General features: G+C 61.2%; 23 protein-coding genes and 1 other annotated feature. Of the genes, 16 read left to right on the top strand and 7 right to left on the bottom strand.

Annotation, left to right across the window (positions count from 1 at the left end):
* Positions 1–260: 260 nt before the first annotated feature.
* The 3 genes from ACVTFQ_RS08045 to uvrB all read right to left on the bottom strand — a co-directional run bounded on the left by ACVTFQ_RS08045 (position 261) and on the right by uvrB (position 5382).
* Entirely contained in the window at positions 261–1193 is a 933-nt protein-coding gene (locus tag ACVTFQ_RS08045; protein WP_111563611.1) for a nucleotidyltransferase domain-containing protein, read from the bottom strand.
* On the bottom strand, positions 1141–2235 hold the full coding sequence (locus ACVTFQ_RS08040) for an HD domain-containing protein (RefSeq protein WP_112437450.1): 1095 nt from the start codon (positions 2233–2235) through the stop codon (positions 1141–1143). Before ACVTFQ_RS08040 ends, ACVTFQ_RS08045 begins: the two co-directional genes overlap by 53 nt.
* 132 nt (positions 2236–2367) lie before the next feature.
* The gene (uvrB, locus tag ACVTFQ_RS08035) at positions 2368–5382 is read right to left on the bottom strand and encodes an excinuclease ABC subunit UvrB (RefSeq protein ID WP_112989470.1); all 3015 of its coding nucleotides are present in this window, start codon (positions 5380–5382) and stop codon (positions 2368–2370) included.
* Between the two features lie 157 nt (positions 5383–5539).
* Positions 5540–5595: a sequence feature (sul1 is cis-regulatory element that is thought to sense ions involved in sulfur or methionine metabolism; They are found in Alphaproteobacteria), on the top strand.
* A gap of 71 nt (positions 5596–5666) precedes the next feature.
* Between uvrB and ACVTFQ_RS08030 the strand changes: the two genes are divergently transcribed.
* Positions 5667–7133, top strand: coding sequence for a SulP family inorganic anion transporter (locus ACVTFQ_RS08030; RefSeq protein WP_112437396.1), 1467 nt, complete (start codon positions 5667–5669; stop codon positions 7131–7133).
* Between the two features lie 302 nt (positions 7134–7435).
* On the top strand, positions 7436–8212 hold the full coding sequence (locus tag ACVTFQ_RS08025; RefSeq protein ID WP_111563614.1) for an alpha/beta fold hydrolase: 777 nt from the start codon (positions 7436–7438) through the stop codon (positions 8210–8212).
* 29 nt (positions 8213–8241) lie between these two features.
* Here ACVTFQ_RS08025 and ACVTFQ_RS08020 read toward each other — a convergent pair whose 3' ends face one another.
* Positions 8242–9555: a tlde1 domain-containing protein gene (locus ACVTFQ_RS08020; protein WP_111563615.1), complete on the bottom strand. Its 1314-nt coding sequence runs from the start codon at positions 9553–9555 to the stop codon at positions 8242–8244.
* A gap of 351 nt (positions 9556–9906) precedes the next feature.
* Between ACVTFQ_RS08020 and ACVTFQ_RS08015 the strand changes: the two genes are divergently transcribed.
* Together ACVTFQ_RS08015 and ACVTFQ_RS08010 are read left to right on the top strand one after the other, a co-directional pair.
* Positions 9907–10926 carry a methyltransferase gene (locus ACVTFQ_RS08015; protein ID WP_111563616.1) on the top strand — a complete coding sequence of 340 codons (1020 nt, stop codon included), beginning with the start codon at positions 9907–9909 and terminating at the stop codon, positions 10924–10926.
* 180 nt (positions 10927–11106) lie between these two features.
* Positions 11107–12060 carry an alpha/beta hydrolase gene (locus tag ACVTFQ_RS08010; RefSeq protein ID WP_112437390.1) on the top strand — a complete coding sequence of 318 codons (954 nt, stop codon included), beginning with the start codon at positions 11107–11109 and terminating at the stop codon, positions 12058–12060.
* Positions 12061–12067: 7 nt separating this feature from the next.
* On the opposite strand, the gene ACVTFQ_RS08005 is transcribed toward ACVTFQ_RS08010, so the two are convergent.
* Positions 12068–13906: a PHA/PHB synthase family protein gene (locus ACVTFQ_RS08005; RefSeq protein WP_111565022.1), complete on the bottom strand. Its 1839-nt coding sequence runs from the start codon at positions 13904–13906 to the stop codon at positions 12068–12070.
* Between the two features lie 152 nt (positions 13907–14058).
* Between ACVTFQ_RS08005 and ACVTFQ_RS08000 the strand changes: the two genes are divergently transcribed.
* From ACVTFQ_RS08000 to ACVTFQ_RS07970, 7 genes are all read left to right on the top strand, one after another.
* Positions 14059–14475, top strand: coding sequence for a hypothetical protein (locus tag ACVTFQ_RS08000; protein WP_111565023.1), 417 nt, complete (start codon positions 14059–14061; stop codon positions 14473–14475).
* A gap of 226 nt (positions 14476–14701) precedes the next feature.
* Positions 14702–15922 carry an LL-diaminopimelate aminotransferase gene (locus ACVTFQ_RS07995; protein ID WP_018900041.1) on the top strand — a complete coding sequence of 407 codons (1221 nt, stop codon included), beginning with the start codon at positions 14702–14704 and terminating at the stop codon, positions 15920–15922.
* A 65-nt stretch (positions 15923–15987) separates the two neighbouring features.
* On the top strand, positions 15988–17310 hold the full coding sequence (locus tag ACVTFQ_RS07990; RefSeq protein ID WP_111565024.1) for a homoserine dehydrogenase: 1323 nt from the start codon (positions 15988–15990) through the stop codon (positions 17308–17310).
* 119 nt (positions 17311–17429) lie between these two features.
* On the top strand, positions 17430–19232 hold the full coding sequence (gene recJ / locus ACVTFQ_RS07985) for a single-stranded-DNA-specific exonuclease RecJ (protein WP_470423750.1): 1803 nt from the start codon (positions 17430–17432) through the stop codon (positions 19230–19232).
* 90 nt (positions 19233–19322) lie between these two features.
* Entirely contained in the window at positions 19323–20120 is a 798-nt protein-coding gene (locus ACVTFQ_RS07980) for an aldolase (protein WP_111565026.1), read from the top strand.
* A gap of 315 nt (positions 20121–20435) precedes the next feature.
* Entirely contained in the window at positions 20436–20636 is a 201-nt protein-coding gene (locus tag ACVTFQ_RS07975) for a hypothetical protein (RefSeq protein ID WP_111565027.1), read from the top strand.
* 57 nt (positions 20637–20693) lie between these two features.
* Positions 20694–21212: a hypothetical protein gene (locus tag ACVTFQ_RS07970; protein ID WP_111565028.1), complete on the top strand. Its 519-nt coding sequence runs from the start codon at positions 20694–20696 to the stop codon at positions 21210–21212.
* Positions 21213–21355: 143 nt separating this feature from the next.
* On the opposite strand, the gene ACVTFQ_RS07965 is transcribed toward ACVTFQ_RS07970, so the two are convergent.
* Positions 21356–21604 (bottom strand): hypothetical protein, encoded by a 249-nt coding sequence (locus ACVTFQ_RS07965; RefSeq protein WP_111565029.1) that lies wholly within the window; start codon positions 21602–21604, stop codon positions 21356–21358.
* A complete protein-coding gene (locus tag ACVTFQ_RS07960; RefSeq protein ID WP_111565030.1) occupies positions 21598–22851 on the bottom strand; it encodes a phage major capsid protein in 1254 nt (417 codons plus the stop codon). The genes ACVTFQ_RS07965 and ACVTFQ_RS07960 overlap by 7 nt, the downstream gene beginning before the upstream one ends.
* A 201-nt stretch (positions 22852–23052) precedes the next feature.
* Between ACVTFQ_RS07960 and ACVTFQ_RS07955 the strand changes: the two genes are divergently transcribed.
* From ACVTFQ_RS07955 to tnpC, 5 genes are all read left to right on the top strand, one after another.
* Entirely contained in the window at positions 23053–23424 is a 372-nt protein-coding gene (locus ACVTFQ_RS07955; protein ID WP_111565031.1) for a HigA family addiction module antitoxin, read from the top strand.
* Positions 23425–23730: 306 nt separating this feature from the next.
* Entirely contained in the window at positions 23731–24087 is a 357-nt protein-coding gene (locus ACVTFQ_RS07950; protein WP_470423749.1) for a hypothetical protein, read from the top strand.
* 18 nt (positions 24088–24105) lie between these two features.
* Positions 24106–24558 carry an IS66-like element accessory protein TnpA gene (tnpA, locus tag ACVTFQ_RS07945; protein WP_470423748.1) on the top strand — a complete coding sequence of 151 codons (453 nt, stop codon included), beginning with the start codon at positions 24106–24108 and terminating at the stop codon, positions 24556–24558.
* On the top strand, positions 24539–24892 hold the full coding sequence (tnpB, locus tag ACVTFQ_RS07940; protein ID WP_470423747.1) for an IS66 family insertion sequence element accessory protein TnpB: 354 nt from the start codon (positions 24539–24541) through the stop codon (positions 24890–24892). The genes tnpA and tnpB overlap by 20 nt, the downstream gene beginning before the upstream one ends.
* A 51-nt stretch (positions 24893–24943) precedes the next feature.
* Complete coding sequence (gene tnpC / locus ACVTFQ_RS07935) at positions 24944–26530, top strand: IS66 family transposase (RefSeq protein ID WP_470423746.1); 1587 nt, start codon at positions 24944–24946, stop codon at positions 26528–26530.
* Positions 26531–26652: the final 122 nt, after the last annotated feature.

Genomic DNA, 26652 nt, shown 5'->3' with positions numbered 1-26652 from the left:
CACAGGCACGTCCGGGCACAACTCGGGCCCGTCTTGCGACGGAACCCGCCGTCACCGGAGGGAGACCATTTTCTGCGAACCCCGGATGAGAGAGCTTGCGTCCTCCTCAAACACCCAGCGCCGACCCCACCTCGCCGGCACGCCTGCCGGTGTATCCGCGGTGGGGTGAGAGGATGATGGCATGGGTGGGGAGGGAGGGGGAAAATTTGCGCTAAATTTTCTATCGTCGGGACAGAGTAACTCGGCGTACTCGGGCGACTTTAGAATATAACAGCTCGCCGTATCGGATGGGTGCCATGAAAGACACTCTCGAATGCCGATAGCAGTTGCCTCGTGAAATTATGTCCCTCGTTCTTTATCTCACGGAAGATTGGGTCGTCGTGATTCCCCTGAGCGACACTTTTTAGTTTGGATCGATTTTCCGCCGATTCCATGTAATCGAGGAAGCAATTGTAACTGCTCTTTATTCGCGCTGCGTTTCCGCTACCACAAATCTCGACAATTCGTTCTAGGGCGGGGAGATCAAACAAACTGCTCAGTGTTTCGTGCTTTGCATGTTCGCTCTTGTCCGCTGTCAATCCGACGCTAAACAGGCCACTGGCATACATTAGTTTACGAGAGAAAATCAGCTTAATGTTGCGGATACCCCAAGGTTTCGTGTCCTCGGTGGTCTTATACATGTAATCTACCGTCATAGTTCGCCAGTAGCGAATTATGTCGTTCAGCAAGAAAAGTGCCAGCTGATGATCTCTTGGGGTAGCCTTGATATATAACGAAATTAGGTCACTCCGCAGCGACTTGAATTCGTCCCCATTTGTCAACCATTCGCCCTCAAGCATAAGCAAAAGCCGTCTTGTGAGATTTTCGTTTGTGTCGTTGTTACCGCCAACGTTAGTCAATAACTCTGCGCGGGTGACGCTCTTTGCGAAAGCGCCGCCCTCAGATGGTGCGAGTTCCACGATCTTCCCGATTGAATCGCCCGTTGCAGACAGCAATTGGCTGTCGATCTGGCTCGGGTCGCGATTCAGGACGATGTAGTCGATATCTGATTGAGGAGATGCCTCGCGCCGAGCATAAGAGCCAAATGTAATAACAGCCGCGTTGTCCGGAAGCGTTCCTGCCAACGAATGCCTTAGCTCTTTAAGCTTGGTATCTGAAAATGCTTTGGCTCGCTCGTACGCTTCCTGCCCCATGTTTATTTCCCCTGTTGGTCAGTTCGGCTGAAATGAAGTAAGTATACAAAACTTTCTCATCTTTTGATTGCATATAGCGATTATGGTCATCCCAATCAAAGAAATTCGCGTCATAGTTGATGGAGAAATTTCTCACCTTATACGATATCGGTTCGGCTTTGTTGAGTATGTTCTTCACAGCCAGCCGAGGTGAAAACAGTACATTTCGAAGTTCTGGAAGTTTTCTGATCATATTTTTTTCTGTTGAGTAGAAATCTTTTTCAGAAATTCTCGAAATGTTTCGTCGGCATACCTCTTGAGCAAGGTGGTCCGCCAGGACTCCTGCTGGTGCGCGTACAATAAATCGATATATATCATGCTTGTAGTGCCAGAAGGAATCTACCAACTTCCTATCGGTTTTAGAGCTTCTACTTATCGCAGCTTTTAATATATCAGTGGGTCGGGGGGATATGTAGTGGGGATTTATGTAGTCCCGCGACCGCAATATTCCTTCTATTGTGTCGAAATTTATAGGACCAGAGAAAAAACCATCGAATTCATCAATTTTCCCGTCGAGGATATCTGTAACATCCATCGGGTCAATTTTGTTCTTTCTAAGTATATCGTAAATCTGTTTGCCGGTTTCGGTCTCTCCCAAAATTATTCTTTTTGTCGTTGAGTGATGATTTATTCCAAACTCTTTCTCAAAAAAGGGTTCTATTGAATGAGAGAACGGCCCGTGACCGATGTCGTGCAACAGCGCCGCCGCTAACGCTAACTTTCGATCTTGTTTGGCAAGCGCACGCATATCCGCATAAAGCAAAGCAAGACGAGCAACGCCGAGGCTATGCTGATACCGGGTGTAACGTATATTTGCCTTTGCTCCGTTCGGAGATGGTACTAGCCAATAATCGATGCTTCCTAAAAAACGAATGTCTCGAAGTCGTTGGAATGCAGTCGAACTAGATAGTTCAGCCAGCAGCGGTTCGCTATCAAGCTGAAGCCTAATAGGTTCCGCGTAGTTATAATTTGGCAAAGCCAGAATTTCTCGCGCACCACTCACAGCTTAAAACCCAAGGTTTCTCCGATGATTTTTCCAAGTTTTACCATGTTCTTCCTCGTCGCTGCAATTTGGAATTGATTTTCCACAGCCACTATAGTTCGCATGACGTATTGCAAGCTGCGGTCCGCCCACCTACCGCCCCGGCCGCCCCGTCTTGCCCTTCGTCCGCTTCTGCCTCTTCACATCCCCCGCATCCTCATAGCTGCCGACGCCGGTCTTCCCGCGCACCAGGGGGCGTGGGTCGTCGCGGTCGGGTTGGCCTTCGAGGAAGGGGGAGAAGCGCTTGGTGCTCTTGGCGGCGTCCGGCTTTTCCGGAAGCTTGCCTGATACGGGCTTTTCGGTGCGTCCGACGGTCATTTCGTCGAGGTCGTTGCGGCGGAAGGTGCGGGACGGGATGGCGGTGTCGGTGCCTGGGCCCATGTCGTCGAGGGTGGGTTTTTGGAAGAGGGAGGTTGGAGCAAGATCGCCCCCCTCTGGCCTGCCGGCCATCTCCCCCACAGGTGGGGAGATCGACTCGTTGTTGCCGCTCGTCCTCGCCTTGCCGGTCTTCTTGCTGCCTTCCTGCGAACGGGCTTCCTCTCTGGCCATCGGGTCGTCCATGACGGCGAGTTCGGCGGCTTTGAGGCGTTTGATTTCGTCGCGCAGGCGCGCGGCTTTTTCGAAGTCGAGGTCGGCGGCGGCGTCGCGCATCTGTTTCTCGAGCGCGTTGAGATGGGTCTGCAGGTTGCCGCCCACGAGGTTGCCGCCGTCGGCAAAGCCCTTGCCTGACACACCGGAGATGCCGGCGCGGACGTGGTCGCGTTCGTAGACGCTGTCGAGGATGTCGGAGATCTTCGCCTTCACCGATTCCGGCGTGATGCCGTGTTCGGTGTTGTAAGCCACCTGCTTTTCGCGGCGGCGGGCGGTCTCGTCCATGGCGCGCTGCATCGAGCCGGTGATGTTGTCGGCATAGAGGATGACCTTGCCGTCGACGTTACGCGCGGCACGGCCGATGGTCTGCACCAGCGACGTTTCGGAGCGCAGAAAACCTTCCTTGTCGGCGTCGAGAATGGCGACGAAGCCGCATTCGGGAATGTCGAGGCCTTCGCGCAGAAGGTTGATGCCGACGAGCACGTCGAAAGCACCCAGACGAAGATCGCGGATGATCTCGATACGCTCCAGCGTGTCGATGTCCGAGTGCATGTAGCGGACGCGCACGCCCTGTTCATGCAGATACTCGGTGAGGTCCTCGGCCATGCGCTTGGTGAGCACGGTGCAGAGCGTGCGGTAACCCTTGGCGGCGGTCTCGCGGATTTCGCCGAGCACGTCGTCGACCTGGCTGCGGGCGGAGCGGACTTCGACCGGCGGGTCGATCAGGCCGGTCGGGCGGATCACCTGCTCGGCGAAGACGCCGCCGGACTGGTCGAGTTCCCAGCCGCCGGGGGTGGCGGAGACTGCGACGGTGTCGGGGCGCATCGCGTCCCATTCCTCGAAGCGCAGCGGCCGGTTGTCCATGCATGACGGCAGGCGGAAGCCGTATTCGGCGAGCGTCGCCTTGCGGCGGAAGTCGCCCCGGTACATGCCGCCGATCTGCGGAATGGTGACGTGGCTTTCGTCGATGAAGAGCAGGGCGTTGTCGGGGATATATTCGAACAGGGTCGGCGGCGGCTCGCCGGGGCTGCGGCCGGTGAGATAGCGCGAATAGTTCTCGATGCCGGCGCAGGAGCCCGTGGCTTCCAGCATCTCGACATCGTAGCGGGTGCGCTGCTCCAGGCGCTGGGCTTCCAGCAGGCGGCCGGCCTTTTCGAGCTCGGCGAGGCGCAGGCGCAGCTCTTCCTTGATCGACTTGATGGCGCCGTTCAGCGTCGGGCGCGGGGTGACATAGTGGCTGTTGGCGTAGATCTTCACGCTCTTCAGGTCGCCGGTCTTCTGGCCGGTGAGCGGGTCGAACTCGGTGATGGCGTCGATCTCGTCGCCGAACATCGAGATGCGCCAGGCCGCGTCTTCCAAGTGGGCCGGGAAGATTTCGATCGTGTCGCCACGAACACGGAAGGAGCCGCGGACGAAGTTGATGTCCTGGCGCTTGTATTGCTGCGCCACGAGGTCGGCCAATAGTTGACGTTGGTCGAGGCGGTCGCCGACCTCCATCTGGAAGGTCATGGCGGTGTAGGTCTCGACCGAGCCAATACCGTAGATGCAGGAGACCGAGGCGACGATGATGCAATCGTCGCGCTCGAGCAGCGAGCGGGTGGCGGAGTGGCGCATGCGGTCGATCTGTTCGTTGATCGAACTTTCCTTCTCGATGAAGGTATCGGAGCGCGGCACATAAGCTTCCGGCTGGTAGTAGTCGTAGTAGGAGACGAAATATTCCACCGCGTTGTCGGGGAAGAAGTTCTTGAATTCGCTGTAGAGCTGGGCGGCCAGCGTCTTGTTCGGCGCCAGGATGACGGCCGGGCGCTGGGTGGCCTCGATCACCTTGGCCATGGTGAAGGTCTTGCCGGAGCCGGTGACGCCGAGCAGCACCTGGCTGCGGTCGCCATTGTCGAGACCCTCGACGAGGTCCTTGATCGCCGTCGGCTGGTCACCGGCCGGTGAATATTCGGAGTTCATGCGGATCTCGATGCCGCCTTCGGATTTCGGCGGCCGGGCCGGGCGATGCGGCGTCCACATCTTGCCGTCCTTGAACAGCGGATTGCCGCTCTCGATCAGCGCCGAAAGCGCCTCCACCGTGGCGGTCACGGCCGTGCCCGCCTTCAGCGCGGCGGCGTCCTCGAGCGACACGTCGAGGCCGGAGACCGGATTGAGGCCGGCCGCCGCGCGCGTCTTCGGGTCCGTCGAGCCGCCCATGGACGTGCCTCTGGCACTCTTTGAAGCGCTCACGCTGTCGGCGCTTTGCGCCTTCGCTCCGCGGGGGCCTCGCACCGGCTCGGACGCCCGTTCGGGCTTGCGGCCTTCGGCCGATCTGGCGGCGATCTCCACCTTTTTGCGGTGCTTGCCGGCCTTGGAGGCGATCTGGCGCTGCGTCTCGACACCGGATGCCTCGGCATCGGCCTCCAGCTGCTTCACCCAATCGGCGACGGAACCCTCTAGGGGCGCGCCTTCGAATGCGGATTGGGGAGCTTCCTCGAAACCATCGGGGGCGGGGGACTTTTTCGGAGATTTGGCCATGGCCGGAATATGGAGAGAGTCAGCGCGAAATGGAAGAGGCAAAGAGTACAAAAGGGAAACGGATTTTGCGGCGTCCCACGCCGAACGCGTGAGGTCACCAAATGGCGCGGCGATATTGCATCGCCGCAAAAATGCGGGCTATAACGGAGCCACTCACCACGGACCCGGTGAAACTCCGGGTGGCTCTTCTGGCCGCCGATCCGCCAGACAACGCAAAACCTGCACGCCATATTTCGACCGCCCGTCCGGGCGCGTTGGGCCACGCTTTGCGAGATATCACCAACATGCACGTATCCTCCTTCCGCCGGGATTGGTTTTCCAATCCGACTAGCGAAATGCTTGCCGGCGCCGTCGCCACCTTCGCGCTGATCCCCGAGGTCATCGCCTTCTCCTTCGTCGCCGGCGTCGATCCGCAGGTCGGCCTCTTCGCCTCCTTCGTCATCGGCATCGTCATCGCCTTCACCGGCGGCCGCCCGGCGATGATCTCGGCCGCCGCCGGTTCCGTGGCGCTGGTCGCCGCCCCGTTGGTGCATGCCCACGGGCTGCCCTACCTCTTCGCCGCCGGCCTGCTTGCCGGCGTCATCCAGGTCGTGTTCGGCCTGCTGCGCCTCGGCGTGTTGATGCGCTTCGTGTCGAAATCGGTCCGCACCGGCTTCGTCAACGCGCTGGCGATCCTGATCTTCGGCGCCCAGCTGCCGCATATCATCGGCGGTGACTGGATCGCCTATGCCATGCTGGCCGCCGGCCTCGCGGTGATCTATATCGCGCCGCGCATCACCACCGCCATCCCGTCGCCGCTGATCTGCATCCTGCTGCTCACCCTGGCCTCCGTCGGCCTGCATCTGCCGGTGCTGACCGTCGCCGATCTCGGCAAGCTGCCGGATTCGCTGCCGATCTTCGCCTGGCCGCAGGTGCCGCTGAACCTGGAGACGCTCAAGATCATCGCCGGCCCGGCGCTGGCGATTGCCATGGTCGGCCTGCTGGAATCGATGATGACGGCAAGCGTCGTCGACGATCTCACCGACACCACGAGCGACAAGAACCGCGAATGCGCCGGCCTCGGTATCGCCAACGCCGCCGCTAGCCTGTTCGGCGGCATCGCCGGCTGCGGCATGATCGGCCAGACGGTCAGCAACGTGAAATACGGCGGCCGCGGCCGTCTCTCGACGCTGTTCGCCGGCGCGCTGCTGTTGATCCTCATGGTGCTCCTGAAGCCATGGGTCTCGCAGGTGCCCGTCGCGGCCTTGGTCGCGATCATGGTCATGGTGTCGATCGACACCTTCGACTGGTCGTCGGTCAAGACCATGGTGGTGCATCCGAAGACCTCGAGCATCGTCATGCTGGCGACCGTTGTCGTCACCGTCTTCACCGCCAACCTGGCGCTCGGCGTCACCGTCGGCGTGCTGCTGAGCGGCGTCTTCTTCACCTTCAAGGTCGCCAAGCTGCTGTCGATCACCAAGCAGACGGACGAGGCCGGCGAGCGTATCGCCTACCATGTCACCGGACAGGTCTTCTTCGCCTCCGCCGACGTCTTCATCGACGCCTTCGATATCGCCGATGCCGAGGGCATGGCCGTGACGATCGATCTGACCCACGCGCATTTCTGGGACATCACCGCCGTGGCGGCGCTGGACCGCGTGGTGCTGCGCTTCAAGGCGCATGGCGTTTCGGTGGAGGTGAACGGCCTCAACGAGGCGAGCACCACGCTGATCGGCCGGCTCGACAATGCGCCGAGCCTCAAGGAAATCTGAGCGCTTAAAGTCGTCCTGCCGCGCACCCGACCTGTAACAAAACCGCCGACACCGGCGTATACGGGTCGCGTCAGGACAATCAGGCATAAACGGCATGCCTGAACGAGGGCCATCCTCACCTGCGCCAGCCGGCGATCGTGTCTTGGCTGCAGGTCTTGGCCAAGGCACGGCGGCACCTTCAATGGTGTCGCGACGGTGCCCGGAAGAGAACCAGCAGGCCGATGCAGATCGACCGGTGCCGATCATGCGCGGGGTCACAGCCTGTCGCCGGGTCGGGTGGATCAAAGCCGAAGGTAAAGACCATGATGATCAACAGACGGACTTTCTCGACAGCGCTTCTCGCCGGTGCTGCCGCTTCCCTCGTTTCCACGCGCGGCATGGCCGCGATGATGCAGCCCGCCAAGGCGCGCAACATCGTTCTGGCCCACGGGCTGTTCGCCGACGGTTCCTGCTGGACGGAGGTGATCGCGCGCCTGCAGGCAGCCGGCTTCAACGCCACCGCCGTGCAGAACCCGCTGACCACGCTGCCGGAGGCCGTCGCCTCGGTTGAGAAGGTGCTCGACCGCCAGGATGGCCCGACCGTTCTCGTCGGCCACTCCTTTTCCGGCATGCTGGTCACCGAGGCCGGCGTGCATCCCAAGGTTTCTGCACTTGTTTATGTCGCTGCCCGCGCGCCCGATGCGGGCGAGGACTATACGGCGCTGGCGAAGACCTATCCGACCCCGCCGGCTTCGGCCGGGATCGTCTTCGATGGCGATGAAGGCCGGTTGAGCGAGGAAGCGTTCCTGCGCGATTTCGCCGGCGATCTGCCGGAGGCGAAGGCCAAGGTGCTCTACGCCGTGCAGGAGCCGTTCCACAAGGCATTGCTGACGGGCAAGACCACGCAGGCGGCGTGGCGCTCGAAGCCCAGCTGGTATGCGGTGTCGACGGAGGATCGGACGATCAATCCGGATCTGGAACGCTTCATGGCCAAGCGCATGGGCGCCAAGACGATCGAGCTCAAGTCCAGCCACCTGTCGCTGATCTCGCATCCCGACGAGATCACGCAGATGATCATCGAGGCTGCCGGCGGTCGCTGAATTATGTTGTGAGAGCAGGCGTCGCGGTCTTAGGACCGCGACGAGAACAGCGAGGCGAAGGTGGAGCGCGGCTTGTCGGGCATGCTTTCGACAACAACCAGCTGGCGGATGTCGCCGCGCTTGAAGGCGGCGAGGAAGCGCTTGTAGTCCTTGAAGGAGACGCAGCCATTGGAGTCGCCGCGTGCGCCGAGCATATAGGTGTGAGCGAGCAGGCCGACGCGGTTGAAGATGTTGCCGGCGCCGCCGACCGGGTTGAGGCGGATCGCCTCGACGCCGTGGAACAGGCTTTCGCGCATCGTCAGCTGGTACGTGTGCGGCGGGGTCGGGCCGCGCATCTTCTCGCGAACATATTTCGGATTGTCCCGCATCTTGCCGAGGCCGGAATGGGCTTCGAGGCGTTCGCCGTTCGGCAAGTAGACCATGCTTGCGGAGATATCGTAGACAGCGACGCCGGCGCGGGCGACAGGGCTTGCCTGGCGCTTCGGCACGACGGGGATTTCACCTTCGTCGTCACCGATATCAGGCCGTGCATAGGCAAGCACCGGTTCTGCAGGGCGGCTGGCGCGGTCGTTTGCCGGCGCGCGCTTGGTCATGCCGTCGGGACGGGCCATCGGCAGCGGTACGGAATTGTTGTCGTTGAGAACGAGGCCGAAGGCATTGCCGGCGTCGTCGCCCTTGCTGGCGTCGCTCTCGACATCGACGCTTGCCACTTCGACAGGTGCCGGCTTCGCGGGAATGGAAGCGGGCGCGTTGACGGCAACGCGGGCCTGCTGTTCATCCGAAGCGGCCTTCGGCATGGCGGCAAGCGCGAGAAGGGCAGGGCCTTCGAGGGCGGCGATCTCCGCCTTGGACGGAATGACGATGCGATCGGATGAGCTGGCGCTGACAACCTGAGGGGCTGCGGCAACGGCGTCGTCCTTGACCTTCGACGGCTGTGCGGCTGCAACGACGGTGCGCGCCGGCATGGCGTCAGCGATGACAGGGCCGGAGCTGCCGACGAAGGCGGCTCTCAGAACGTCAGGCGTCAACAGGCGATCACGCTTCGACGACCGGTTTTCCGCCGTCAGCGGCTGCAGGCGCGAGAATTTGCTCACGTGAATATTGCGCTCTTTGGGAGCGGCCGCGGCGGTGCGCTGCACGAGCGCGATATCGCCGATGGCATTCTTGTAGGGTGCGGGAGCGACGGCGTGCATCGTCGCGATCGACGTCACGACCCATGCCGAGGCAGCAAAACTAGCACCGATGAGACCCGCCCCGGACATAAGGCGGAATGAGCGACTGAAACGAGAAATGGACGTACCTACTGGCCTGGTATTGGCAAACACATCGACCGCAAACGCCATAACACTCGTCTTTCACAACTCGTTACTAAGGCCGGCGGTACAGATAGATGGATACTTCTTCGCCGGGGCCGGTAAGGGAGCAACAGGGCCAAAATGCGGCCTGTGCGTGATTTCCGGTTGGCTCAGATGATGCCGAATTATGGTAACCAAACCCTTTACGGCGGCGTTGTCTGTTTCGAAATTCGTCACCTTATCCGCTAACCATATTGATCTTGTTCGATTTTTTCTAATGTTCTTCAGTGCCTGCCTGATGGCGCGATCTATGTCGCCGTTTTGACATAAATATTAGCGGGAAAACATATTGCGGATGTGCTATGAAAAGGCATCGAAGGCTTCCGAGGGGAAACGCCAATGTCTTCGGCACAAACCGCATCTGTTAACGAGATTTCGCCGGCCTTGCTTGTCGATGCGATGTTCGCCGTCCGCAAGACGGCCGCCATCAAGGCGGCGATCGAACTCGACCTCTTCACCGTCATCGGAACCGGCCAGACGACCAAGGCGGCGGCATCGGAGATGCGATGTGCCGAGCGCGGCGTCCGCATTCTCTGCGACTATCTCGTCGTCGCCGGCTTCCTTAGCAAGAGCGGCGACACCTACGCGCTGACACCCTCGAGCGCCGTGTTCCTCGATCGCCATTCGCCGGCCTATATGGGCTCGGCGATCGATTTCATCGCGGCACCGCAGATGCTCTCGCTCTTTCTGACCGACCCCGCCGCCTGCGTGCGCAATGGCGGTGCCGAAGGGTTGGCGAACCTCTCGCCGGATAATCCCGTCTGGGTGCGCTTTGCCCGCGCCATGGGTGCCTTTACAGGCGGGGCGGGCAGGACGCTTGCTGCCGATGTCGCGGCATGGCCGTCACCGCCGTCAAAGGTGCTCGATATCGCCGCCGGCCCCGGTTATTTCGGCATCGAGATCGCCAGGGCCATTCCGCAGGCGCGGATCGTCGCGCTTGACTGGAAGCCGGTGCTGGACCTGACGCGGGAGAATGCGACGGCGGCTGGTGTGGCCGATCGTTTCAGCTTCATCGCCGGCAGCGCGTTCGATGTCGATTGGGGCAGCGACTACGATCTCATCATGCTGCCGAACTTCCTGCATCACTTCGATATTGCCGGCTGCGCGGAACTGCTGAAGAAGGCGCGCCCAAGCCTCAGCGCCAGGGGCAAGCTGATCGCCGTCGAGTTCGTCCCCAACGAGGACCGCGTCTCCCCCGACTTCCCCGCCGCTTTCGCTTTCGAAATGCTGGCGACGACACCACGCGGCGACGCCTATACGGCGTCCGACCTGCGCGAGATGGCCTCGATGGCGGGCTTCCGCGACATCGCGATCAGTCCGCTGCCGCCATCACCGGCGAGTGTGATCATGTTTGAGTGAATTCAGAGAACGTCCCCGGACGGTGATGTCGGCTGTCCGGGCGGCTTGCGCTGATCTGTAATAGCGGAATAGTCTGCGAGCCGAGATTTTGAACATCATTGCCAGAAATTCATTGCGGCAAACTTTATTGAACAGCTTCACGGGCGCGTTTGTGACCGGAAGCGATGACCGGGTTTATCAATGCGTCGGCTTTTTCTCTCATCCGCTATTTCCGCGTTGGTCCTTGCCTCCGGCGTGACCGCAACCGCCGAAGTGATGACTGTTCCCGGGCCGCAGGGACAGCTCGAGGGCGAGGCGATCATCGTGCCTGGCGCTAGCGCCGGGGTCGTCATCGTGCCGGGTTCCGGTCCGATCGACCGGGATGGCAACAGCCCGATGGGGCTGCGCAGCGACAGCTACCGACTGCTTGCCGAGGCGCTGGCATCAGCCGGCCTGAGCACGCTCAGGATCGACAAGCGCGGCTTCTTCGGCAGCAAGGATGCGATCGCCGATCCGGAGGATGTGACGATTGCCAACTATGCCGCCGACGTCGATCTATGGCAGCGCGCTTTCGCCGAGCGGATCGGCACGAACTGCGTGTGGATTGCCGGTCACAGCGAGGGTGGCCTCGTGGCACTTGCCGCCGCCGCAAAGGGCGCGACGCCCTGCGGACTGATCCTGCTCGCCGCGCCAGGGCGCCGCGTGAGCACGCTGATGCGCGAGCAGTTCCGCAACAACCCGGCCAATGCGCCTTATCTTGCGGAAATCGACCGTATCGTCTCTGGGCTGGAGCAGGGGAGGAGAACGGATGTCGGGACCATGAGTGCCGTCCTGCAGCCCCTGTTTCGGCAAGGCCTGCAGCGATACATGATCGATCTTTTCAGCTACGATCCCGTGGCGCTAGCCAAGGGACTGAGCCTGCCCGTGCTAATCGTTCAGGGCGACCGGGATGTCCAGGTGACAGTCGAGGACGCCGGCTTGCTGGCGCGATCGATGCCGCATGCGAGGGTGGTGCAATTGCCTGGTGTCACGCACATGCTGAAAGCGGACGTGCCGGACGCGCCCTTTGCCACCTACCAGGATCCGACTCTGCCGCTGGCGCCGGGCATCGTGCCCGCCGTAGTGCAAGCCGTGCAAGCACACACAAGGCGTTGACTATAGATTACGCCTTCTCCAGCACATAGCTGCCCGGTGCTTCCTCAAGCGCGTTGAGCGCATCGCCGCCCGGCTTGCGGGCAGGTACCCGCTTGCCGTCCTTGGCCTCGATCCAGGCCTGCCAGTGCGGCCACCAGGAGCCGGCCGCTTCCTCGGCGCTCACTAGCCAGTCCTCGTATTCGCCCTTGGCCGGACCGCCGGTCCAATACTGGTACTTCTTCTTGTCCGGCGGGTTGACTACGCCGGCGATGTGGCCGGAGCCGGCGAGCACGAAATCGACCTTGCCGCCGAAGAACTGGCTGCCGAGGAATACGGATTTCGCCGGCGCGATATGGTCCTCGCGGGTGGCGAGATTGTAGATCGGGATCCTGACGCTCTTCAGCGAGACGGCCTGACCATCCAGCACCATCTCGCCCTTGGTCAGCGCGTTCTTCAGATAGCAGTTACGCAAGTAGAAGGCGTGGTTGGCCGCCGCCATCCGCGTCGAATCGGCGTTCCAGAACAGGAGGTCGAAGGCCATCGGCTCCTGGCCCTTGAGGTAATTGTTGACGAAGTAGGGCCAGATGAGCTCGGAGGCGCGCAGCATGTTGAAAGCGGTCGCCATCTTCGAGCCGTCGAGATAGCCGGTCACGTTCATGTAGTTCTCAAGCCGCGTCAGCTGTTCCTCGTCGACGAACACCTTGAGGTCGCCGGCATGGGTGAAATCGACCTGGGTGGTGAACAGTGTCGCGGAGCGGATGCGCTTGTTCTTCTCCTTGGCGTGCAACGCCAGCGTCGCGGCCAGCAGCGTGCCGCCGACGCAATAGCCGATGGCGTTGACGTCCTTCTCGCCGGTCGCCTTCTCGATCGTCTCGAGCGCGAAATCGATCCCTTCGCGCGCATAGGCCGCCCAGTCCTTGGTCGCATGGCGCGCATCCGGATTGACCCAGGAGATGACGAACACCGTCTGCCCCTGGTCGACGCACCACTTTATGAAGCTCTTCTGCGGATTGAGATCGAGGATGTAGAACTTGTTGATCCAGGGCGGGCAGATGAGGAGAGGGCGCTTCAGCACCGTCTCGGTCGTCGGCTCGTACTGGATGATCTGGCAGATCTCGTTCTGGGCAATCACCTTGCCCGGTGTCAGCGCCATGTCGCGGCCGACGGCGAACTTGGTCATGTCGGTCTGTCTGAGCTTCAGGTCGCCATGGCCGGCCACGATGTCCTCGGCCAGCATCTTCATGCCCCGCACCAGGTTTTCACCGCTGCTCGCGATCGTCTCGCGATAGAGCTGCGGATTGGTGGCGACGAAATTGGTCGGCGATATCGCCGCCGTGATCTGCCTGACGTAGAAGTTGGCCTTCTGCCGCGTGTGCTCGTCCAGCCCCTCGGTCTCGGTGACCAGCTTTTCGGCCCAGTCCGCGGTGATGAAATAGGCCTGCTTCAGAAATTCGAAGAAGGGGTTCTTCTCCCAGTCCTGGTCGGCGAAGCGCTTGTCCTTACGATCGGGCTCCGGCTCGAGCGATTCGCCCTGCATGCGCTGCATCGAGCGCATCCACACGCCGAAAAAGCTGGTCATCAGCTTGGTCTGCGCGTCGAAGGCGCGGCGCGGATCGGAGATCCAGTATTCGCTGACCTTGGAGAGCGTCTTGACCATGTCGGTGACGGGGTCGGCGGTGTTTTCGCGGATCTCGCCGCTTTCGCGCGGGCCAAGCCAGGCGGATGCCGCTTTTCCCAGGTTTTCCAGGGCGCGGGCGAAGTTCAGCGCCATCGTTTCCGGGTCCTTCAGCATGTAAGGATCGAAATCCTTTGCCTCGAAGCCCGGGCCTTGGCCCTTATCGCTCTTGTCCTGGTTGCTGTCGGTCACGCGGTTCCTCCGGCGGCAGCATCTTAATCCAAATCAAGTTGTATCCGCTCGGATCAAGAAAACAAGTTCCGCAGACATGCCTTCATGCTATTGCTTTGTGCAGGCTGCGAATTTAACAAGTCGAAGCAGCTTAAGGATTTGGAACCTCTGGCATGACCAACACAGGCATTCGTACCATCGCAAACGTCACCCGCATCGCCCTCATCGGCGCCGCCGCGGCCATGGCGCTTGCCGGATGCATGCGAACGCCGGAAGAAAAGGCCGAGATCGCCGCCAGGCGAGCGGCCCCGACAGCCGTGGTCATGAATGCCACCAAGGGCGAGGCGCCGACCGAAAGCGGTCTGTCGCACTATCGCGATGGCTATCCGGGCTTCGGCGCGCCGCTGACCGCCGCCAACGTTCAGATGAACGACGAGGAAGCCTCCGGCCTGCAGCAGAAGCTGACGGCGCTGAGCAACCGGCGCAAGGCGGGCACCATCTCGGAAGCCGAATACCAGCGCCGCGTTGCGGAATACCGCAAGCTCGCCGAAGATCACGGCCAGGAAACGCTGTCCGAAATCACCAAATAAGGCCTTGCCTTCTCTGGCGTTTGCAAGCAAAGCCTTCCGTCAGGTGCGGAAGATGAAATTTTCCTGATAAAGCGTCAGCCCCGAGGCGGTCCGTCAAAGAATCGCCGTGCGCTGGACGTCTGATGAATACGGCGCTCGCGATTCTGAAGTTCGTGTCGCAAGCAGCCGGAAGTTAGGACGAACTTCGATTTGCGGTCATGGTGGCCGCGTTTCCGTGGGGAAAGAAATGGAAGAGTTTCACAAAGTCCGGCGTTTGCCGCCTTATGTTTTCGAACAGGTCAACCGTTTGAAAGCAAGCGCGCGAGCGGGCGGAGCCGATATCATCGATCTCGGCATGGGAAACCCTGACCTGCCGACCCCCAAGGCGATCGTCGACAAGCTCTGCGAAGTGGTCCAGGACCCGCGCACGCATCGCTATTCCTCGTCCAAGGGCATTCCCGGACTGCGCCGCGCCCAGGCCGCCTATTACGCCCGCCGCTTCGGCGTGAAGCTCAACCCGGATACGCAGGTGGTCGCCACCCTCGGCTCCAAGGAAGGCTTCGCCAACATGGCGCAGGCAATCACCGCGCCCGGCGACGTCATCCTCTGCCCGAACCCGACCTATCCGATCCACGCCTTCGGCTTCCTGATGGCGGGCGGCGTGATCCGCTCTCTGCCGGTCGAGCCGGATGACAGCTTCTTCCCGCCGCTGGAACGCGCCGTGAAGCACTCGATCCCGAAGCCGCTGGCGCTGATCGTCAACTATCCGTCGAACCCGACGGCCTATGTCGCGACGCTCGATTTCTACAAGGACGTCATAGCGTTTGCGAAGAAGCACGACATCATCGTGCTCTCCGACCTTGCCTATTCGGAGATCTACTTCGACGACAACAACCCGCCGCCATCGGTGCTGCAGGTGCCCGGCGCCATGGATGTCTGCGTCGAGTTCACCTCGATGTCGAAGACCTTCTCCATGCCCGGCTGGCGCATGGGCTTTGCCGTCGGCAACGAGCGCCTGATCGCGGCGCTGACCCGCGTGAAATCCTACCTCGACTACGGCGCCTTCACGCCGATCCAGGTGGCCGCCACGCATGCGCTGAACGGTGACGGCTCGGATATCGCCGAGGTCCGCGGTGTCTACAAGCGTCGCCGCGACGTCATGGTCGACAGCTTCGGCAAGGCCGGCTTCGAAGTGCCGCCGCCGGCAGCCACCATGTTCGCCTGGGCGAAGATCCCGGAAAAGTTCCGCCATCTCGGTTCGCTGGAGTTCTCCAAGCTGCTGGTCGAGAAGGCTGATGTTGCCGTGGCGCCGGGGATCGGCTTCGGTGAGATGGGCGACGATTACGTGCGTCTGGCGCTCGTCGAAAACGAGCACCGCATCCGTCAGGCGGCGCGCAACATCAAGAAGTTCATGTCCACCGCCGACGAGACGATGCACAACGTCGTCTCGTTGAACGCTCACCGCTGATACAATCAGTTCTTTCGGCAGCCGCTTCGGCGGCTGCCATTCATGACATATTTCAGGATCAATCCATGGCAGATGCCCTTAAAATCGGCGTTGCGGGCTTGGGTACCGTTGGTGCCTCTCTCGTTCGTATCATTCAGCAGCGCAGCGACCAGCTTGCCGCGACGTGCGGCCGGCCGATCCTGATTACCGGCGTTTCCGCCCGCGACAAGACCAAGGACCGCGGCATCGACGTCGGCGGCATCGAGTGGTTCGACACGCCCGAGGAACTGGCGACCAAGGGCGACATCGACGTCTTCGTCGAACTCGTCGGCGGCGCCGAGGGGCCTGCCAACATCGCCGTCCGCGCCGCGTTGCAGCGCGGTCTCCACGTGGTGACAGCCAACAAGGCGCTGCTCGCCTATCACGGCGTCGAGCTTGCAAAGATCGCCGAGGAGAAGGGCGCGCTGCTCAACTTCGAAGCGGCCGTCGCCGGTGGTATCCCCGTTATCAAGGCGCTGCGTGAATCGCTGACCGGCAACACGATCTCGCGCGTCTACGGCATCATGAACGGCACCTGCAACTACATCCTGACCAAGATGGAGAAGGAAGGCCTGTCGTTTGCCGATTGCCTGAAGGAAGCTCAGCGCCTCGGCTATGCCGAAGCCGATCCGGCCTTCGACATCGAGGGCAACGACACCGCCCACAAGCTCTCCATCCTGACGACGCTCGCCTTCGGCAACCAGATCGCCGTCGACGACATCTATCTTGAGGGCATCACCAACATCTCGATCGACGACATCCATGCGGCCGCCGATCTCGGCTATCGCATCAAGCTGCTCGGCGTTGCCCAGCGCACTGATACCGGCATTGAGCAGCGCGTTCACCCGACCATGGTGCCTGTCGATAGCGTCATCGCCCAGGTGGATGGCGTCACCAACGCGGTTGCGATCGAATCCGACATCCTCGGCGAACTGCTGATGGTCGGCCCCGGCGCCGGCGGCAATGCCACGGCCTCATCGGTGCTTGGCGATATCGCCGACATCGCCAAGAGCCGCCCGGGCGCCCAGCAGGTTCCGGTGCTCGGCCACCCGGCCAAGTCACTCGAACCCTATCGCAAGGCGCAGATCCAGAGCCACGAGGGCGGCTATTTCATCCGCCTGACGGTTCTCGACCGCACCGGCGTCTTCGCCAGCGTCGCCACCCGCATGGCCGAGAATCACATCTCGCTCGAATCCATCGTGCAGCGCTCCAAGCAGCACCTTTCGCCGTCGCACCACCAGACAATCATCCTCGTCACCCACGCGACCACCGAGGATTCTGTGCGCAAGGCTGTCGAGGCGATCAAGACCGAGGGCTATCTGGTCGGCGAACCGCAGGTGATCCGCATCGAGCGTCCGAAGGAGGACTGATCGGGCGTCACCGCATGGTGATCTATTCTGTGGGCGGCGGGGCGCAGGCGTGCTCCGCCGTCTTTCGTTTGCCGTCACGGCTCTGTAGAACGGCCTTGTAGTGGCAGTGGAGTGACATGATGGATATCCCGGCCGATCCGGTACAGCGCGCCTTTCTGGGTGTCGAGAAATCCGTTCTCGACAATCGCTGGATCTCGCGGCTGGACCAGGCCGGGCAGAACCGGGCGCTGGCCATGTCGCAGATGCACGGCCTGCCGGATCTGATCGCCCGGGTGCTCGCCGGCCGCGGCGTCACCGTCGACGAGGCGGTCGAATTCCTCGACCCGACGCTGCGCTCGCTGATGCCCGATCCCTACAAGCTGACCGATTGCGAGAAGGCCGCCAAGCGCATCGTCGATGCCATCAACACGCGCCAGCCGGTGGCGATCTTCGGCGACTACGACGTCGACGGCGCATCCTCCTCGGCGCTGATGTACCGCTTCCTCACCCATTTCGGCGTGACATCCGAAATCTACATTCCAGACCGCGTCTTCGAAGGCTATGGCCCGAACCCCGCCGCCATGGACCAGCTGATCGACAACGGCGCCCGCCTGATCGTCACCGTCGACTGCGGCTCGACGAGCCACGAGGCGCTGGCGGCGGCGGCAAAGCGCCATGTCGACGTGGTCGTTATAGATCACCACCAGGTGACACACGATCTGCCGCCGTGCCACGCGCTGGTCAATCCGAACCGCGAGGACGATCTCTCGGGGCAGGGGCATCTCTGCGCCGCCGGCGTCGTCTTCCTCGTGCTGGTCGCCACGCTGCGGCTGCTGCGCGAAGCTGGCCATCCGAAGGCGCGCAGCATCGACCTCCTGCAGTGGCTCGACATCGTGGCGCTCGCCACGGTCTGCGACGTCGTTCCGCTGAAGGGCCTGAACCGCGCTTATGTCGTCAAGGGCCTGATCGCCGCCCGCCATCAGGGCAATGCCGGTCTCTCGGCGCTGTTTCGCAAGGCGGGCCTGGCCGGGCCGGTGACGCCCTATCACTTCGGCTTCCTCATCGGGCCCCGCATCAATGCCGGCGGCCGCATCAGTGATGCTGCACTCGGTAGCCGGCTATTGACACTCGACGACACCGGCGAAGCCGAAGCCATTGCCGAGCGCCTGGACGAGCTCAACCGCGACCGCCAGGTGATGGAAGCCAACATGCTGCAGGAGGCAGAGGCCGAAGCCTACGCCGAATATGGCGACGGCAGCGGCGCGTCGGTCATCGTCACCGCGCATGAAAAATGGCATCCTGGTATCGTTGGCCTGATCGCGGCACGACTGAAGGAAAAGTTCAAGCGCCCGGCCTTCGCCATCGCCTTCGACCCCAATGGCAAGGGAACCGGCTCCGGCCGCTCCATCAACGGCTTCGACATGGGCAAGATGGTGCGCGCGGCGGTCGACGAGGGCCTGCTGGTCAAGGGCGGCGGCCATGCGATGGCGGCGGGCCTCACCGTCGAGCGCGACAAGCTCGGCCGCCTGCGCGGCTTCTTTTCGGAGCGCGCCGAAAAGACCGTGGCAGCGCTGGTGGCCAACGAAACGCTGAAGATTGACGGCGCGATCGGCGCCAGCGGCGCAACGATCGATCTGATCGATCGCCTGGAAACGGCGGGCCCTTACGGCTCCGGCCATTCGCAGCCGATCTTCGCCATCCCCGCCCACCGCGTCCGCGATTCGAGGATCGTCGGTGAGAAGCATGTGAAGGTAACGCTGGAAGCCATGGATGGCGCCCGCCTCGACGGCATCGCCTTCCGCGCCGCCGATACGCAGCTCGGAAACCTGCTCCTGAACTCGCGCGGCGCCAACCTGCATGTGGCGGGTTCGCTCGGCGACAATCACTACCAGGGCTCGCGCCGCGTCCAGCTGCGGGTGATGGATGGCGCCATCGCGCGCTGAGCTGTCGGTCCACGAAATTGCATTGCAAGGAGGCTGGCCTTCTGCCCGGAGCGCGCTACCATGCGGCGATCATCGCAATGGAGCATCGACATGGCGCATTCCCTGAACAAGTCCTCCGCGGTAACCGGCGTTTCCGGCGCCGACCAGCCGGAACTCGACACCGAGGAGGTCTGGCAGGCCCGCGCCGATCTGGCGGCCTGCTTTCGCATGGCGGCGCGCCATGGGCTGGAGGAGGGAATCTGCAATCATTTCTCGGCGCTGGTTCCTGGATATGACGATCTCTTCATCGTCAATCCCTATGGCTATGCCTTCCGCGAGCTGACGGCCTCGAAGCTGCTGATCTGCGATTTTCACGGCAACGTCGTCTCGGGCGAGGGCGAGCCGGAGGCGACCGCCTTCTATATTCATGCCCGCATCCACGCCCGCGTTCCGCGCGCCCGCGTCGCCTTCCACACCCACATGCCCTACGCGACAGCGCTGTCGATGACCGAGGGCGAGCCGCTGATCTTCGCCGGCCAGACGGCGCTGAAATTCTACGGCCGCACCGCCTATGACCGCGATTACAACGGCCTGGCGCTGGATGAGCGCGAGGGCGACCGCATCGCCAACGCGATCGGCGACGCCGACATCGTCTTCATGAAGCATCACGGCGTCATGGTGCTGGCGCCAAACATCGCCGAAGCCTGGGACGACCTCTATTATCTCGAGCGCGCCTGCCAGGTGCAGACGCTGGCGCTTTCCACCGGCCGCCAGGTCCTGCCCGTTGCTCCCGATATCGCCGAGGCCGCCTACCGCCAGATGCGCGCGGGCGACCCGGAATCGGCACGGCTGCATCTGGAGGCGATCAAGCGCATGCTCGACGCCGAGGAGCCGCAATATCGCGATTGAGGGTGGGAGAGGGCGCGCGTCCGCAGGGTGCGCGCCTGATACGATACGGCGGTTCCTGATGGGGAATAGAAGATCGAGCCGAGCGGTTCGTTCGCTATGTCGTTTGTGGAGGATTTTGGGAAAAATCGTTCGTTATCAATGATAACGAATATAGAAGTGGCACGCCCTAGGGGCCTGCCATCATGGCGCGTTATCAATGGGTTATCGGCGGCGTGCAGGAATGAATTTCCCAACCTTTGCCCTGATTCATGACTCCGTGATCCCCTTTTGTACTACCTGAATTTGCGCCCGCTTCGATTGGCGCTAATATCGGCCATGAGCGAAAACGCCGCGCGACAATTCCAATCGATGGCCGAAGGGCTGATCAGTACCGGCATGGTGATGCGCGAGATCGCCGAGGAGGCGAGCCTGTCGGTGGCGACCGTCTTCCGGGCCATCCATGGCGACAGCCGCAAGCCAAGCTTTGAGACCTACACCAAGCTGGAAATCCTGTGGAAGAAGCGCGGCAAGCCCTGACCGGCTACCTTGATCTGAATCTTTGCTTTGGGCACCTTTCGATCAAAGGAGAGCCTAATGGCACTGAAGTTACCGCCAGCCGATATCTACCGCGCGCCATTTGTCGAGCCGATTGGCCATCTGGCGATGCAAGCCGCGCTTGCCGATCAAGCGGTGGTTAATCTCTTAGCGGCAGCGCCGTTCAGCGGCTCCCCATTGCAGGCGCAAATTATCGAGGTCGATGAAAGCGTCCGGAATTGGGATGCCAAGGCTAAGCAATACGCCGAGAAGCGCCTGTCCCTGATCGGTGACGCCGATTTGCGGCAACAGGCGACTGACATCATCGCTAGATACGAGCGCGTGAAAAGAGGGCGAAATCGCATCATCCACGATGCAGTCGAAGTCGGTATCGATTTTGACGGGGAGGCGTATTCGCTGGCGGTTGAGTATCGCAAGAAATCCGGCGTCTGGACGCACAAGGTTACGGCCGAGCAGATCGCGGCGTTTGCTTGCTGGGTCTACGAATTCAATCAGGATATCCGATTGATTATCGAAATGGTGCGCGACTCCGTGCCTGCCGATTTCGTTCGCGCATAGAGCGCGAACGGCTCCAGCTCCTCAGAAGAGCCGCCCGCCATGCCCGCGCTCGCGTCCAGCAGCAGGCAATGATGTGCGGACGACCCCAGCAGGAAAGCCGCCCGCTTGCTACCGATGGCACTGACTCGTGCCTGTGGCGGCAACTACGTGAGGCCCGGCTTTCGGCCGTATGCCCGGAAATGCAAGCTCGCCTCGGTCCCGCTCATCTTCAAATCGAGGGCAATGTCGGCGAGGTGATCGATCCCATCGGCCAACGATCGCAGCTCGAAAGCCAGCGACGAGACTACCAGCGTCGGCGGCGCATTCTCGAAATCGAGGGCCGCAAGCGGGTGAGGGGAGGTTTGCGCCTGGACGATGGCCTGGTCCTTTTCCTTACCCATGCCGATCACCATGCAATGCCATTGACGACGGCCACGCGGCCCGATCCTCGCAAGCGCCAACTGACGAGTGCGAGGAGGCGGATACCGATGACGGCGGTCTGGAACAGCGAGCGGACAGGAGCCGCCGTTACCGCCGACGCGCCGCTCGATCCGGTCGAGATCGGTAGCGGACTCGTGTCCTCTTCGTGAATTACGGCGTCCTCGCTGATGTCGAATGCAAAGCCGGACTCGACCATGGCCAAGGCGGACGCATCGAGCGCGACCACGCTATCGGCGGGCGCTGCGGGCGAGCTGATCCACGAAAGGCTTGCAATGCCCGGCCCGCCATAGATCAAGGCGCGGGCGCGCACCTCTGGTGTCGAGATATAGACAAGATCGCCGGCATTCGGGATTGCGCTTGCTAGCGCGCCCAAATCCTCGCCAGCCGCCTCGATCTTCGAGGTCGCCGTGCTGGCCGTGATCGGCGTTACGCCATAAAGGAGGCCGGGGGGCTGGATCGTCGTCCCGGCATCATCGCCTAGAAAGACGGTATCGATGGCCACTGTGCTATCGGCCGCGATCTCGGTCCTAAGCGTCTGCTCGAAATTGGGGCTGCGGCTCATTTCCCGCGTCATCGTGCTGATGCTGCCGAAATTGAAAGGCTGGATCGGAGCCGAGGTGAGGGTAGTGCGGCGAACCTGCAAGGGCGCACCCTCGCCATGAAATCCGCCCGCCAGATCGCCGCTCGACCGGGCTGGCAAGATGATCGAGTTCGTCCCGTCGAAGCTCAGCGGCAAGACGGATTGCCGGGCGGAAAGCTGGCCATAAGCGGAGCTGACGGCGATCGATGCCAGCGGCGCGACCGTCTTAGGCCCGACCAACTCGCTCGCCCAACCGGAAACGGAGGACATGGCCGGATTGACTGCCGCCTTGAACATCATCGCCTTGCCCTCGGCGATCAGGGTACGGAAGCGCCCGGCGACGGGATCGGGATTGGCCGAGAGGAATTCATCCACCGATTGGCGGGCGATCTTTGCCTTACATGCGGTCGCCAGCAGCTTTATCAGCCCGGCCGGATCATAGCCGTCGAATTTGCTCTTGCCGCTGCGCATTGCGGCCACGGCGGTTTCCTTGGCGTTGGTAATCCGGGCGTCCATGCCCTTGAGGATCATCGCCGCTTTCTGGTCGCGGGATCGGAAGCGTTCGTCGATGTCATCGCGATATTCGCCGAGAGCCTGCCCTAGACCCTCCATGATGATGTTCCTGTCAGATGTGCTCATAATATAGCCCTCGCGTTGAGGGTGATGCGCGCGAGGGCCGGGCGACCAAGGAGGGGGGAGGCCGCATTCGATGCTCGCCGGGAACGAGCGCTTCACCTGATTTATATATTAGCACCCTCTTAAACGTCGTCTACCGGCATCATTCATTGCCCCCAACTAGGTGCATGATATGCTACGGATTAGCCGCAGGGAGGGCGACAGATGGCCGACGAGAATACGAGGACGATCTACATCAACGAGACGCCAGCGCCGCCGCGTAATCCGCCTTCGGCCGGGATCATCATCAAGAACGGCCTGCCGAAGCATCCCGGCGAGCTGCTGAAGGAGAAAATGGCAAAGCTGGCACTCAGCAGCTACCGGCTCGCGCCGCTGATCAGAGTCCAGCGCTCGCGGCTCCAGCGGATCGAGGCGGGGACGCATCCTGTCAGCGCCGATACCGCGCTGCGCCTCGCCAAATACTTCGATGGCCCGGCCGAGGAATGGCTCGATCTCCAAACGCGCTACGACCTCGCCGTCGCTCGAAAGGCAATGGAGCAGGAATTGCTACGCATCCATTGCATTAAAAGCGACTGATCCGGGGTGCGCCATGAGACCAGCCGGGTTGGCGGCCGGTCCTCGGCGGCGTTTCGATGGCGGTAATGGCATATGCAACCAATTTCCCGGAACCTGAAATGGTTACCCCCGCCGCGTTCCCCAATGGCCTTATCATTTGTTTAGGTGAGTCCCCCCGCTGCTTTTCCACAGCATCGACCCACCTTGATATTGACCAGCTTAATGTTGACCAGCCTGATAGCGGAATCGGTTGCGACGAGAGATTCTGGAGGGACAAGTGTGCGCGGACAATGGCAAGGGACGTTTGACGGGTACGCAAAAGGATACTTGACCATCGAGATTGATGAGCACGATCAACATTTCTCTGGCCGAGCTTGCCTATTCGAAGAGGGCAACCAAGTCGTAGTATTCGTTGTTGAATTTGCGAGTGTAGACAAAGCGCCAACGCAGGTCGTCAGAAGCTCTATCTCGATACAACGTATCGCGGACGCAAATGAAGTTTCTAGGTCAGAGATCCAGCAGGCCTTTCCCGAGTCTGTAATACCAGAGCGGGTGGAACTTGCACTCAATCTCACTCAAAAGGGGCTGCGCGTAGTTGCCACAACGTATTCGGACCAGACGCCGATTGGAAAGCTAACTGCCTTCTTGAACAAGGGTAAGCGCGAATTTCTGCACACCTTCTGAAGAGGGGTGCTCTGATGCATGAAGTGTCCACTAAAAACAGGTGGACACCTAATCATGGACGATACTCCTAAACTGCAGGTGCGGCTTGTTGGTCGCGACGGCCGCCGTCGATATGACCCGGCTTCTCGGAATCAACTAATCGCAGCGTGCTTAGAGCCTGGCGTTTCGGTCTCACGACTGGCGCGGGAACACGACGTGAATGCCAATCTTGTTCACAAGTGGATAAAGAAGGCCAAAGCGGAGCGGCCGTTGCCTTTGGTTCCCGCGTTTGTCCCGGTTCAGATTGCACCGGAATTGAACTCAGATGGCGGCGGTTTACCGAGCAAGAGTGTGCGATTGGGCAGGCCGTGTCCTGCGTCGAAGGTGAGTGCACTCTTGCCCAATGGGATCAGCCTTACCGTTGAGTGCGACGATGAGAGTGGCCTGATCGCAATCATAGGAGCGTTGAGCCATGTTCAGACTGGGCGCTGATCTGAAGGTCTACCTCCATCGGGAACCCATCGACTTCCGCGCGGGCATCAACAGCCTAGCGGTCCTTGTGCAAGAGGTGATGGAGCTAGACCCGTTTGCTCCATCAGTGTTTGCCTTCTGCAATCGCAGGCGTAACCGGGTGAAGCTCTTGTTCTTTGATCGGTCCGGGTTTGTTATGGTCCTGAAGAAACTAACGGAAGACCGGTTCAGGTGGCCCCGCCGGGAAACCGCGGTGGTGACGCTGACGACAGAGCAACTCCACTGGATCCTCGATGGCATCGATATCGATGCGATGATCCGCCATCCCGTGCGGCAGTATCAGATTGCTGGCTGAGGATGGCGAATTGAGATTGACGCGCAGGGGCGGTTCAGATTCAAGAATCTGATGACGCGCACCGGCGAACCGAGCATTGCAGAACTGATGGCGCAATTAGCAGCCAACGCTGCCGAAATCGCTGCGCTCAAAGCCGAGAAGGAAGCGCTCTCGCAGCGGGTCGTCAAGCTGGAAGAAGAACTGGCACTGGCAAAGCTCCATCGCTTTGCGCCCCGCAGTGAGAAGCACATTGATCGTCTCTTCAACGAGGCCGAAGAGGCTGCGGTCGAAGGTGGTCGCGAGGAAGACGATGTTGTCGAGCTTCCGGATACTGGCTTGCCTGCGGCCGAGGGCGTTACGGGCAAAAAGCGGGGACGCAGGCCTCTGCCGGCAGACCTGCCGCGCGAGCGTGTTGAATACGACCTTGCTGACGATCAGAAGGCTTGCCCGTGCTGCAAAAGCCCAATGCATCGCATGGGCGAAGCCGTTAGCGAGCAGCTCCATATCGAGGTCAAGGCAAAGGTCCTGCAAAATGTGCGGTTCAAGTACGCTTGCCGCCACTGCGATCGTACCGGGATCAACACGCCTGTGGTAATCGCACCGATGCCACCGCAACCCTTGCCGGGCAGCATCGCTACTGCTTCGACGCTGGCCTTCGCGCTCGTGCATAAATACGTCGACGGCACGCCGCTCTACCGCGTGGCGCAAACATTCGAGCGTGCTGGCGTTCCGATCAGCCGTGGCGCTCTTGCGCATTGGGTCATCGGCTCGAGCGAGAAGCATCTATACCGCATCTATGATGCTTTGAAGCTGCGACTACGATCGCAGTCTCTCATCCATGGCGATGAGACGACGGTTCAGGTGTTGAAGGAAAAAGACAAGGAAGCGACCAGCACGTCGTACATGTGGGCCTATCGCAGCAGCGAGGACAGTGACGAACCAATCGTGCTTCTCGACTACCAGCCCGGCCGCGGTCAAATCCACCCACAGACCTTTCTCGGTGACTACGACGGCATATTGGTGACCGACGGCTACACAGCCTGGCGCACATTGCATGGCGCAACCCATGTCGGATGCATGGCGCATTCACGGCGGCGCTTTGTCGAGGCCCTCAAAACCAGGAAGAATGGAGGCGGACCGCCGGAGCAGGCGCTCCGGTTCTTCGAGCAGCTCTATCGGATCGAAAAGCAGGCAAGAGACAAGACCCCAGATCCAGGGGAGACAAAGGCCGATTGCATTCGCCGTTTCCGCCAGCAACACAGCCTGCCTGTCCTGAACGCCCTAAAGGCGTGGCTCGACAATATCGCGCCAAAGATCGTGCCGGATACCAAGCTCGGCGATGCGGTGTCCTACACCCTGAACCAATGGGATTACCTGACGCGTTACACCAGCGACGGCAGGATGCCGATCGATAACAACATTCTGGAACGCGAGATTAGAGTTTTTGCCACCGGAAGAAAATCGTGGCTGTTCAGCGATACCGTCGATGGTGCCAAAGCCAGCGCCGTGATCTACAGTCTCATGCTGACCTGCCGCGCCTGCGGCGTCGATCCGCTCGCCTGGCTGCGCCATGTGCTCACCGAGTTGCCTCAGCGCAAGGAAACTGCTGGCATTGGCGACCTGCTGCCGTTCAACTTCTCCAGAAACTCAGCCGCCTAACTAGCCGCATGTCGCTCTCAATGTAAACGACCTGGCCCTAATACAGCCGTCAACGCGCATGGAAAATCGCGCTTACGAACAAGGGGGCGGCGGACAAGAAGAGCAAGCTAGCAGCAGATAAG

The organism is Rhizobium sp. O111 (assembly GCF_055616315.1).
This window is presented reverse-complemented; position numbering and strand designations above follow the sequence as displayed.